This is a genomic window from Oceanirhabdus seepicola, assembly GCF_023684385.1.
Lineage (GTDB): Bacteria > Bacillota > Clostridia > Clostridiales > Clostridiaceae > Oceanirhabdus > Oceanirhabdus seepicola.
The window spans coordinates 573,867-586,494 of sequence record NZ_JAGSOJ010000001.1; the positions used below are offsets into that span (position 1 = coordinate 573,867).

Below are 12,628 nucleotides of genomic sequence, written 5' to 3' on the forward strand. Positions count from 1 at the left end.
ATATAAATGTCTTAAAATCATACCATATCTATCTTTTTTTGTAAACACTTTAAACTGCTAAAGGAAAAATTTATATAATAAAAAGTCAATCTGTAACTCATAGGTTACATACTGACTTTCTAAAAGATTAATTCAAAGAAAATTTCAATGACACCAAATATCCGGTTCTTTATTTGAAACTCTTCTTTTCCAATCATATTTCTAAATACTAAATATATAATTGTTATATAAAATACTGTTTCTGCTAGTGTGATAATTCCACCAATAAAAAAACTATCAAAATTACAGCATAATAAAATCAAATTAAAAATGACTATAATGACACTAATACTTGTATATATATAATTAAAATAAATACGATTAATCTTTTTACTTACTTCTGTTGAGTTGTAACTTACATGCATATTTTCTATAATCACCTTTGCCAAAATATTAAAAGAAATAAAGGTAAATACAATTAGTAATGTAAGTATAATAGTATTGATTTCAGATAAATTATTTAAATACTTCAATATATTATCCATTGTCATCCCTCCCCTGAGAATTATACCACAAAAAAACTTTAATTCTAAAAAACAACTTGAATACATCTTTTTTTTCACTAAACTGTCTTAATATCATATTAAAAAAGCCTAGTTCTTAAACTCATAATATTTAATTAATTCTTTACTTTACACTCTTCTTATGATAATATTATGAAAGTTTTAAGATTCAACACGGGGAGGGTATTATGGATTATATTCTTGAAAAAAAATTGAAAGAGCTTTTAAATTCTTTCAATAAAATCCGCAAGGAAATCAAATGGACAAACCCTTATATTATGCATCTTCTTGCTTTTCATTACACCTTCAATGATGATGAGTTCGATAAGACTGAATTTTTAGAATTAAAGAAACATATTAAAGCTTCAACTAATTTAACATCAGTATTCAGAACTGATATTAATATGTCAATTGTCTCTTCTTGTTGTATGAATTCACTTGATTCAAAGGCTCAGTTTACAAAAACACTAAAAACTTCTGATTTCTTAATTGAATCTGGCTTTAAAAATTGGAGTTCTCTACCTATTTGTTCTTGCTATATGGCTAATTTCTTAAAGTCCGAGAATTTGAAATCTATATGTGAAAGAGCTTACAATATGTACTTGAAAATGAATAATCGCTCTAATTTATTCTCCTTGTACGAAGATTCCTCATTTGCAATTCTATTATCAATTGACGGTAATGATATTGATGCTAAATTAGATAAAAGTGAATTTTTATATAATCACCTTAGAGAGATGCCTTTTGAAGAAGATGAAAACCTTCAGATTATGACTTATATCTTATCCTCATCTACTCTTTCAAATACGGAACTAATTCACAACTGCTTTCAACTTTACATATTATTAAGCAATTCATTTCAATTGAGAAGCATAGCTTATCCTTACATTGCTCTTTTAACTCTTTTTAATAAAGATAATATCGAAATAGCAAATGATGTATCGGATGTTTTTTCTTATATTAAGAATATTTCATTATTTGACTCATTAAATGATGAATATCTTCTCTTTCTATCTATAAGTTTTATAATATGCTATTATACTTACAATATTATAGATAATTCAGATAATAAGTCTACTGTTTCAGTAAATAAAAATTCAGTTTTTGTTTTTCTAGCAGAGTTATTAATTACTTCAATAAATAATTTATCAACTAAAATAGGGTAAGGTTACAATAACCTCACCCTCAGGCGTTGAGAAAAGCCCAATCTCGGCGTTATTATATTTTAAAAAACTTAATTGCAGTTTCTGCTTTTATTTCATCCATATCATCAAGTTTATATATATAATCAATTACAGCAGATGAAATATGCACCTCGTCATTTCCCTTTTCGCCTATATTAATAAGATCTTTTACTTCACTGACCTTAACGTTCTTATCAAACAATGCTAAAAGCTTATATTCAAATAGTTTAAGGAATACACCCTTAACACTCTCCCATTGATCAATATTTTTTATTCCTATTCCAATTCGCCTTGAAAGCTTCCTAGTTGCTTTATTGATTTTTTCAATAACATTATCATATATAAAATTAATAGAATCCACTTCTACAAATAATTTTGCGATAACATACATAATATCTTTTTTAATAGCATCTCCATGTTTCACATCAAGATTAATATAAAGATCATCAAAGTTATTTTCCTCAAACCTCTCTTTAATGAAAGCTATAAATGTTTCAAAATCTTCGGCATTATTTCCAAGTTCGATTTCAAATAATACCCTGAAAAATAAATTCCACTCAAATTCCTCATTTAGCATTTGAAGCATTTTATTCCCTATAATCTCACAAAATTCTCCTTCAAAACAAACTTCTCTTTCAAATTCAAGTTCACTATTAAATTGAACTTTATTTCTTCCTATCTCATTTAACCTTGTAAATGTTTTTAATAGTATATGGTTATATTCACTGAGATTATCAGCGTTATTACTTCTAAAAATGTACTTCATAATAGTGTCACAAGATTTTCTAAAATCTACCACAATTCCTATACTTGTTTTCATTTTATTTGAATATATCTCGTAGATCATTTTAGATAATAATAGCTCCATCTGAACTTTCCTTACCTCTGGCTCTCCTGAATTCGTTTCATTAAACTGATTATATACAATCTGTAATTGATTATCTATCATTGTAAGATTCTTTTTTATAGAAGCCATTATATCTTTTAAAAAGCCATCCCACATAACATAATTATTGTTTTTATAAATTACTTTATGTTCAATCTCTCCCCAGAAGGTATTTACAAGAGACTTAATCTGTAACTCAAAATTACATTTGTTGCCATTTTCTATATAAACTCCATCTATTCTAAAAATCTTAAATCCATTTTTCTGTTCTTGTGGTTGTTTACCCTCTAAATCTAAACGTATTCTATTATTTAACTCATTATATGAATACCCATCCATATCCCTCTTACTAAAGTGCTTTTTTAATATTTTATATACTCTCTTCTCATCCTCAATGAATCTACATTCAATTCGTACACCCATAAGATCAGATAAATTTTCTATTACCCTCTGTGGAGAATTATATTTTTTATAATAATTATTTCTCAATATTTTTTCCTTAAGGGATTCGTTTCCTTTAACTCTGGAATTTACATTCATGTATCCCTCATTATTTAAAATCAATATTTCTTGAAAGTAAGCAGATAATTCAATTGAAATCTCCTCTAATATACTTCTTTTATCTTCAAGCAAATTATTAACTTCATCAATGAAATTAAAAACCTTCAACTCCATATTCTTCCTCCTCGTTTCTACTCAATGTATTCAATATTTTTTTAATGTGCCTAAGTCTGATTTCAATTATAAGTTTACCATAATCATTAAAGCAATCCTATAGATTTAAGATTAATCAAATTTTAATCCTATATTAACATTTTGAGCTAAACCAACAATAAATATAAATTTCTTAATACATCAAAATAAATTTGTCGTCAAATTTTTCTTGACGTATTTCAAATAATAAAATATACTTACATTAACATCAAAATATTTTTGACGTTATTTAATAATTATTAAATGGGGGGATATTCATGAAAAAAAATAATGAAAATTCAATTTCACTAATCAATATCATAAAAAACTATAAAGCTTATTCGAAACTATTTACTGCTAACTTGATTTCAAGATTTGGGGATTCTCTTGATGCAATAGCATACTCATACATGGTTTATGCATTAACAGGATCAAAAGCATTACTAGCCTTAGTTTTCTTATTCAACGTATTACCTAGTTTGCTAATTAGTTCCTTTGCTGGAGCAGCAGTTGATTTTTTCTCAAAGAAGAAGATTGTAGTTTTAGGTGATATACTAAGAGGTTCTGTAGTAACTATTACCGCAATTCTTTTTATGAGAAACAGCTTAGAAGTATGGCAGATTCTAATGTTTACATTTATAAACTCTGTAATTGAATCATTTGTATCACCTTGTAAGTTTTCTACTATTCCTAGATTGATCGATGAAAAATATTACCTAATGGTTAATTCATCACTTCAGTCTATTGTAAAATTTATTGAGTTAATTGGAATGGGTATAGCCGGTGTTCTTATTGGTACATTGGGAATTCCTTTTGTTATGGGAGTGGATGCTATAACATTCTTCATATCAGCACTGATAATCTTAACAGTTAAATTCCCAGTTGAAGAGAAAAAATCATTTACATTTAAAAACTACTTTAAATCCTATGGTGAAGGTTTTAAATATATATTTAATAAAAAAATCATTTTGACCCTTGTATTGAGCTTGGCTCTATTCAATTTTTTACTTACTCCAGTAAGCATATTTATGCCCGCATATGTAGATGAACTACTTAAAATGGGTCCTGAAGGTTTAAGCTATCTTGGTCTTTCATTAACTCTAGGAAATATTTTAGGAGGAATCTTAGCAGGAACATTTGGAAAGAAAATAGGATACACCAAGATGATGTTCATTGGATTATTCTTTACTGGAGCATTCTACACAATATTTGCTTTACCAGGATTCACTACAATTATTTCGCCAAAGTTAAGTGCATTCTCATCAATTGCACTTATTGGACTTGCTATACCTTTTGCTAATGCTGCATTATCAACTATATCAATGACAATCATTCCAAAAGAAATGTTAGCTAGAATAGGTTCATTCTTAGGTATGTTTACACAATCTGCACTTCCATTGGGCTCTCTAGTATTTGGTGCACTTATACTAACAACCTCTCTACAAACTTTAATTCTGGTTACTGGTATATGTCTTGTTCTATTCAGTTTTGTACCAACTATGGTATACTCAAAATTTGTTAAAAGTGAAGCTAAACAAAGTGAAGTTTCTGTAAATGAAGTACCAGCCTCTTAAAAATTAGATACATTAACAAATAAAAGATGTATATATAGATATCATACAGCGAAATTTCCTTTATACGCATCCAAAATCTCAATATTTGAATGAATTTTGGACACGTATAAAGTAATTAATTAGCTGCGATGTCTATAGTAATTCTCAGAAAGTAATGATACTATAATACGTGGGTGATTATATTATGATAGAAAAATTGATTTTAAGATCTAGAGAAGAAATAAAAATTATGACAGATCCATATAGAGTTGAGATAATAAATATAATGAAGAACCATGGTTCTCCTATGACAGTTAAGGAAATTGCTGAGAAAATGGGTGAAGCCCATGGGAAGGTGTATTATCATATAAAGAAATTCGAAAAAATTGATGCTGTAGTTATTCATCATACTAAAAATATAAAAGGTATTACTGCTAAATATTATGCTATTAATTTTGAAGAATTAATTATCTCCCCTTCAGCGTCAAGTGATTCTGAGTTATCAGCTGATTTTGCAATAAACCAGAGTTTAAATATGATCTCTAGTTATTATGAATCTAGTAAAAATGATTTCTTAAATTTTTATAAGAAACTTCTTATAGAAGCTAATCGAGAGGATTTATCTCCTGAAGAGAAGGCAAAATTAGATAAGAAAGATGATCCTTACAAATCTGCTACTTTGCAGAACTCCGTGTTATATTTCACAGCAGAAGAATATAAATCCTTCACACAAGATTTAAAAGCTTTAATCGATAAATACGATAATAATGATACTACTAAACCTTATAAAAAAAATTTATTCTTCACACTTTATTCAAATGACTAAAAGGATAAACTCAAGTTTTTATATAAACTTGAGTTTATCCTTTTTATTCTTTCCCCTGCTTATATAAATAGAATTACTTATTAAATTTAATTATAAGGTTAAACTACATATATTAATTAAATTACTTTACAAGTAATTGATTACTGAATAACCATAAGAATTGGAGAAATTAATAATGAAGAAAGAAGTTATTTCTGATAAACAAGGCATTTCCCTTATGATTTTATTTATAATAGGAACCTCTATAATATATGCATCTGGAATAAAAGCTAAGCAGGATATGTGGATAGCCATCATTTTATCCTTATTAACAGCCTTCCCTTTAGCTATGATGTGTGCCCGTCTACATTATATCTTTCCGGGGAAAACATTATTTGATATTTGCGAACTTTGTTTTGGTAGATTTATTGGTAAATTAATTACTGCTTTATATATCTGGTTTATTTTTCATACTGGGGTATCAGTTATATTGAATTTAAATATATTTATCACCACAGTTTCTCTATTTAATACTCCTAGAATAGTACCATTAACATGTATTATTATGTTATGTGCATGGGTAGCTAAGGAAGGAATAGAAGTTTTAGGGAGATGGTCATCTTTATTTGCAATTATATTTATCACTTTTATAATTTCCACAGCATTATTTTTAACTCCTCAAATGAAAATAAATAATATTCTTCCTGTATTAAATAATGGTATGAAACCAGTTTTAAATGGCGCTTTTGGAACATATTGTTTTCCTTTTACACAAATAGTAGTATTCTTAGCTGCTTTTTCTAATTTTGAAAGTAAGAAATCCCCTTTTAAGATTTATTTTAAAAGTTTATTAATAGGAGGTATATTTATACTTTTACTATCTTTAATGAATATTTTAATTTTAGGTATAGATACAGCTTCAAGAGTATATTATCCTTCTTACGAAAGTGCTCTAAGAGTAGATATTGGAGAATTGTTACAAAGGGTTGAAATAATAATATCTGCTGGATTCGTTATTGGAGCCTTCGTTAAAGGAAGTATCTATTTATTAGCCACTTGCAAAGGAATTTCTAAATTATTTAATTGCAGAGATTATCGATTTATAGTAATACCAGTAGCTTTACTTATGATTAGTTTTTCTACTTATTCTTATAATAGTATAATGGATTATTTTTATTGGATTTTAGAAGAATGGACACTTTATTATGCTCTACCTTTTCAGATGATTGTACCTGTTATTATATGGATTTTTGCTGAAATAAAAAGTAAGCGCTTGTTAAGTAATTCAAATGGCACATAAAATTTTTCACTTGACATTATCATAAATTATATATATCATATCAATAATAAAATATTTTAAATACTTTGATGAGAATAGTACATATAATATTTTTTCACAGAGAGAAGACATATGGCATGTGAAAATAAATAACAAGTCAAAGATAGGAAGTATATTTTGCAAAATACGAAGAATCGGGTTCCACTGATAGTTGTTCTCTCAGTGGGTTCCGAGGATGAAGTAGTTTGCAAAATAGACGAGTATACAGGAAGAAATTTACCTTATTATTCTTTATATAGAAAAAGTAAAGATTCAATACTTTTTCTATATAAAGATATGAATGATAATTTCTTTCTGTATAACTGACTTGTTATTTATTTGAACTTGCCTAAGGTGAGAGTCTTTAAAAAATATATGTGGAACCTACCTCTAAGTACTGTGTGATGAAGCACAGCGTTTTGCTCTCGATACGAGATGAAAGAGGATATATTTAAATCTATTACTTAGGTAATTTAAATATATCAACTAGGGTGGTAACGCCGAATATTTATTCTCGGTCCCTTTTAGGGATGGAGTTTTTTTTTATTCTTTAGGTAATTGAAAAATCCCCAAAGAAATTATCATAGGTTAGATGTTTATATAAAATTATACCAGTTTGATTTCTAAAGAATAAAAAAATGAAGGGGTTGTAGGGGAAGTATTCCCCTGCCGATTTAAGGAAGGTGCTCAGCAACGATAGTTGCGTCGAAGGAAACCTAGGGTTTCCTAGCGAAGCACGCAGAGCGTGCCTTTTATTGTAAAAATATATAATAATGAAAGGAGAATGGAAATGAGTAAAAACAAAAAACTAGTTCAAGAGATCACGTCCATGGATGTAGATTTCGCAAAGTGGTATACAGATGTGGTAAAAAAAGCTGATTTAATTGACTACTCAAGTGTAAGGGGTTGTATGATAATCAAGCCCTACGGATATGCAATATGGGAATTATTACAAAGCCAACTTGATTCAAAACTAAAGGAAACAGGCCATAAGAATGTTTATATGCCTATGTTTATACCAGAGAGCTTACTTGAAAAAGAAAAAGATCACGTAGAAGGGTTTGCTCCTGAGGTTGCATGGGTAACCCATGGAGGACAAGAAAAATTAACTGAAAGGTTATGTGTGAGACCAACATCTGAGACTCTCTTCTGTGAACACTATGCAAATGATATACAGTCTTATAGAGATCTTCCACGCCTTTATAATCAATGGTGTTCTGTTGTTCGTTGGGAAAAGACAACTCGTCCATTCTTAAGAACACTTGAGTTTTTATGGCAAGAGGGTCATACAGCACATGCAACCGCTGAAGAAGCACAAGAAGAAACGCTTAAAATACTTGATATATATTCAGACTTCTGTGAAAATATATTAGCAATTCCTATGATTAAAGGACAAAAAACTGATAAAGAAAAATTTGCCGGTGCACTTAGAACATATACTATTGAGAGCTTAATGCATGATGGAAAAGCACTTCAATCTGGTACTACTCATAATTTCGGTGATGGTTTTGCAAAAGCTTTCGATATACAGTATACAGATAAAGAAAACAATTTATCATATGTACATCAAACTTCTTGGGGAGTTACAACTAGACTTATAGGAGCGCTTATAATGGTTCACGGAGACGATAGTGGTCTTATTGTACCACCAAAGATTGCCCCTACCCAACTCAGAATAATACCTATTGCTCAACATAAAGAAGGTGTTTTAGAGAAAGCTGATGAATTAAAAAGACAATTATCTCAAATTGTACGCGTTGATTTAGATGATAGTGATAAGAGTCCAGGATGGAAGTTCAGCGAATGTGAGATGAAAGGAATACCACTAAGACTAGAAATAGGACCTAAGGATATTGAGAAAGGTCAGGCGGTTTTAGTTCGTAGAGATACAAGAGAAAAGATATTTATTTCTCTTGATGAGGTAAATGAAAAGGTTCTTCAAACCTTAGAAATAATTCAGAAAGAACTTTTAGAAAAAGCAAGAATCCATAGAAACGCACATACTTATGAAGCTAAAAATCTTGAACAACTGAAATCTATTCTTGAAGAAACTCCTGGTTTCATTAAAGGAATGTGGTGCGGAGACCGTGCTTGTGAAGATAAAATAAAAGAAGAAACAGGTGCTACTTCTAGATGTATTCCTTTTGAAGGAGAATCAATTGGAGATATATGTGTATGCTGCGGAAAACCTGCTGACAAGTTGGTTATTTGGGCAAAAGCGTACTAAAAAAATGTATAATGGAGAATGGAAAATGTAGAATGATGGATGTTTCTGCTTTAGGGCAGAAACTACATCTTATTGTTCTTTAGGATAATGCATTTTTACTCATTTTATCTAAGATAAAATATTGTATTATCAATTCAATGTTTCATCAAATGAAACGAGTAAACCCTTTATTGTGCCAGGAACAATAAAATTAAAATTTCTCGAAGAGAAATGTCCAACATTCACCATTCTCAATTCTCAATTTTCTTTTCTAATGTATCCCTCAACTGTACTTACCACAAGATACAGAAAAAGCATAATCATACCAATAATCATTATACTTCTGTTATTGTCGATAGGGCATACACCTTCTGGTAATCTACTTCTTTCATAAACGGTTTTTCCTAAAGAAAAAATTGAAATAATAACTGCACTTATGAACAATAAATTGGAAATTGTATGTAACTTGATTTTATTCATATTATTCCTCCTCCGAAAAACTCAATTATCTACCATCATTTCTCTGGATACTTAATATCACTTCATGCCATCATTATTGAATTGTATCATACTTGCCAATAAAAAAACCTCCAAAGTGATATGAAATCTTTTTCATGCCTGCTTTAAAGGTGCTATATCTTTTAGTATTTTAATATTTTTCTATATATCTTCCGCCATACTTATAAGCAAATTTTTCATCACTACTAGTTAAATATATTATCCCTTCAATGAATCCTATAAATGCTGGTATTCCAGTCCAGCAAAATAATAGACTCATGATCCCTTGAAATGATTTACCTAAATAAAATTTATGTACACCTATTCCACCTAAAACTATGGCCAAAATTCCTGCTGCAATTTTACTCTTAACTGGAGCTAACCTCTCACGATTATTATTTCCATAATATCCATTGTTATTGGAACTATTATTCATATATATTGTTGTTCCATTAGAACTATTATTCTTTAAATTTTCATTTCTTTCATCCTTAGAATTAACTAACTCTTGAACACATATCTCACAATAATTCTTTCCATTTATAGTTACTCTGCAGTCACTACATATAAAGTTACCGCATCCAATACATGTTCCAACAGCTTCTCTATCATTATGTATGTAACATCTCAAGCTATTCATCTCCCCTCCAGGTAAACTCTTCATTTTCCCATCTCCTTGCATTAATTACATCTAATATTATACTACTTTTCCCTTCATTGGTAAACAATTCTCACTTTTTTAATGATAAGACAATCCACCAAATTTTCCAATTTATATTTACAAACCAAAATTTGTATGTTAAACTTACATTAATTGGTTAGTTACTTAACTAACTAACCAATCAACAAAGGAGGTTACAATGTGAAAATTAATGATTCCTCTACCACACCAATTTATATACAAATAGCGGAAATGATTGAGAATGAAATTCTTGATGGAAACCTTAAAGAACATGACAGAGTTTACTCTACCAACGAAATGGCTAAGTTTTTCGGCATCAATCCTGCTACAGCTCGAAAAGGACTTAACATATTGACCCAAGAGGGTATCATTTATAAAAAGCGCGGCCTTGGAATGTTTATTTCTCCAGAAGGTCATGATGTAATAATGAATAAGAGAAAAGAGACTTTCTTAAAGGATCATCTAAACAATGTTGTTATTGAAGCAAATAAGCTTGGTATAACTAAAAACGAACTAATAGAATTAATTAAGTCTTACTAAAAAATTTAGTGGAGGTGTAATATGAATTCCGTAATAAAATTAGAGAATTTAAATAAATCATTTGGTTCACTACAAGTTTTAAAAAATATCAATATAGAATTTGAAAAGAATAAAACATATGGTCTTTTAGGCAGAAACGGTGCCGGTAAGACTACATTATTAAAATTATTAGCAGAGCATATGAATCCAACCTCTGGACGTATATCAAGAAATATAGTCTCTGATGATTCTATTACAACAGGTGTATTTTACTGCTCTTCTATTGATTCACAGATGCATATGTATAAGGTTGATAAACTTTTGAAAATTTCATCTACTCTTCATGATAAGTGGAACTGGGAATTATGCAATAACTTAATAAAACTTTTTAATATCCCAAGAGATAAATTTATAAAGAAACTCCCTTCCGGGCTCCAAAATGCATTAAATATTGTGATTGCATTCAGTTGTGATTGTCCTGTACTACTCTTTGACGAGGTTCATGTGAATTTAGATGCAGTGAATAGACATAACTTTTATGAACTACTTAGAAATGAATATCTTATAGAAAATAAGACAATAATTTTCTCAACTCACTTTATTGATGAAGCTAGCATTTTATTTGATTCAATTCTCCTCATAAAGCAACACGAAATAGCTCACCATATTCCAATGGATGATTATCAAGATAATGCATTTATAGTATCAGGAAATTCTAATTCAATACATCCGGTTATAAGGGAAAAGAGCATATTAAATATTAAAACCTTAGGCTCCCAAGGTGAATATGCAGTGTTTGATTCAATGACCCACAAAGATTTAGAGAAGATAAATACTCTGGGAGGAAAAGTATCTATGCTTCCTCTACAGGATTGGTTCATATATATCCATAAACACAATATTGATATTTAAATATAAAGGAGGACAATTATGTTTAAAAATTATAAATCAAATGTTATTTTATCTATATTTAGAATGGATAAGTTTCCGCTATTTTTATGTTTATTTATTATTTCAGTATACTCAATAGCTAATACATTAGCTATTTCTAAAGTAAATGATATATATCAAACATTGTCAATATTATTGATACGGATAATACTAGTTTATTCAATAGTTTACTCCCTGATTAGTTTAAAATTTTCCACCAAAATATCAATGAATCTTGGTGTGAAGAAATCTGTATTCGGACGTCACTTTGTAGTCTACAACTTTTTAGTAGGAATAATATTATCATTTTTATTAGTGGTCATTGTATCCTTATTTATCAAGTTATCAATCATAAATATTGTAATGCTTTTAATTTTTTTATTAGTCCTAACATCATGTTATAGTTCATTGTTCTTAGCCACACTATCTATCTCGTCCCTTTTCTCTTCAAGATTAGGGAAATTGGTTAATATTATCTTACAGATAATAACTACACTTATATGTGCTTTATTATCTGGAGCAGTTATGATTATCATTTCTAAACCCAATGTACTTATTGGTATTTTAAATTCATCATCTTCTAGTGATTACTATATTGTAGCTATAATCCTATTAGCACTAAATCTTCTCTTCAGGATAATCTTCTCAAAAACTTATTCTAAATCTGGATTATACAATTAACATTAAGTTGGGAGGGTTTATTAATCTAAAATATAGCTTAATGAACCCTCCCCTAATTATTTCTCAATACCATATTTTCCTGTACTTCTATCTTTTAAATATTCATATTTCATTTAAAACTAGTCCTATTG

Annotated in this window: 12 protein-coding genes; 8 read left to right on the forward strand and 4 right to left on the reverse strand. The window is 28.9% G+C overall.

Annotated elements, in window-relative coordinates; genetic code table 11:
- Positions 1-119 precede the first annotated feature (119 nt).
- Entirely contained in the window at positions 120-524 is a 405-nt protein-coding gene (locus tag KDK92_RS02550) for a hypothetical protein (RefSeq protein WP_250857475.1), read from the reverse strand.
- A gap of 206 nt (positions 525-730) precedes the next feature.
- On the opposite strand from KDK92_RS02550, the gene KDK92_RS02555 reads away from it, so the two are divergent.
- On the forward strand, positions 731-1,708 hold the full coding sequence (locus KDK92_RS02555) for a DUF4003 family protein (protein WP_250857476.1): 978 nt from the start codon (positions 731-733) through the stop codon (positions 1,706-1,708).
- A 52-nt stretch (positions 1,709-1,760) separates the two neighbouring features.
- On the opposite strand, the gene KDK92_RS02560 is transcribed toward KDK92_RS02555, so the two are convergent.
- Complete coding sequence (locus KDK92_RS02560; RefSeq protein ID WP_250857478.1) at positions 1,761-3,287, reverse strand: GTP pyrophosphokinase; 1,527 nt, start codon at positions 3,285-3,287, stop codon at positions 1,761-1,763.
- Between the two features lie 296 nt (positions 3,288-3,583).
- Here KDK92_RS02560 and KDK92_RS02565 point away from each other — a divergent pair, with 296 nt between their 5' ends.
- The 4 genes from KDK92_RS02565 (at position 3,584) to proS (ending at position 9,208) form a co-directional block, all read left to right on the forward strand.
- Positions 3,584-4,879 (forward strand): MFS transporter, encoded by a 1,296-nt coding sequence (locus tag KDK92_RS02565; protein ID WP_250857480.1) that lies wholly within the window; start codon positions 3,584-3,586, stop codon positions 4,877-4,879.
- Positions 4,880-5,063: 184 nt separating this feature from the next.
- Positions 5,064-5,684 carry a helix-turn-helix domain-containing protein gene (locus tag KDK92_RS02570; protein WP_250857482.1) on the forward strand — a complete coding sequence of 207 codons (621 nt, stop codon included), beginning with the start codon at positions 5,064-5,066 and terminating at the stop codon, positions 5,682-5,684.
- A 175-nt stretch (positions 5,685-5,859) separates the two neighbouring features.
- The gene (locus KDK92_RS02575) at positions 5,860-6,963 is read left to right on the forward strand and encodes a GerAB/ArcD/ProY family transporter (protein ID WP_250857483.1); all 1,104 of its coding nucleotides are present in this window, start codon (positions 5,860-5,862) and stop codon (positions 6,961-6,963) included.
- Between the two features lie 808 nt (positions 6,964-7,771).
- Positions 7,772-9,208, forward strand: a complete 1,437-nt coding sequence (gene proS / locus KDK92_RS02580) for a proline--tRNA ligase (RefSeq protein ID WP_250857484.1) — start codon at positions 7,772-7,774, stop codon at positions 9,206-9,208.
- A gap of 237 nt (positions 9,209-9,445) precedes the next feature.
- Here proS and KDK92_RS02585 read toward each other — a convergent pair whose 3' ends face one another.
- Positions 9,446-9,667 carry a hypothetical protein gene (locus tag KDK92_RS02585; protein WP_250857485.1) on the reverse strand — a complete coding sequence of 74 codons (222 nt, stop codon included), beginning with the start codon at positions 9,665-9,667 and terminating at the stop codon, positions 9,446-9,448.
- Between the two features lie 169 nt (positions 9,668-9,836).
- Positions 9,837-10,349: a TM2 domain-containing protein gene (locus KDK92_RS02590; RefSeq protein ID WP_250857486.1), complete on the reverse strand. Its 513-nt coding sequence runs from the start codon at positions 10,347-10,349 to the stop codon at positions 9,837-9,839.
- Positions 10,350-10,547: 198 nt separating this feature from the next.
- On the opposite strand from KDK92_RS02590, the gene KDK92_RS02595 reads away from it, so the two are divergent.
- The 3 genes from KDK92_RS02595 to KDK92_RS02605 are packed head-to-tail and all read left to right on the forward strand — an operon-like array spanning position 10,548 to position 12,497.
- Complete coding sequence (locus KDK92_RS02595) at positions 10,548-10,907, forward strand: GntR family transcriptional regulator (RefSeq protein ID WP_250857487.1); 360 nt, start codon at positions 10,548-10,550, stop codon at positions 10,905-10,907.
- A gap of 21 nt (positions 10,908-10,928) precedes the next feature.
- Positions 10,929-11,798, forward strand: coding sequence for an ATP-binding cassette domain-containing protein (locus tag KDK92_RS02600; protein WP_250857488.1), 870 nt, complete (start codon positions 10,929-10,931; stop codon positions 11,796-11,798).
- Between the two features lie 18 nt (positions 11,799-11,816).
- Entirely contained in the window at positions 11,817-12,497 is a 681-nt protein-coding gene (locus KDK92_RS02605) for a hypothetical protein (protein WP_250857489.1), read from the forward strand.
- Positions 12,498-12,628 lie beyond the last annotated feature (131 nt).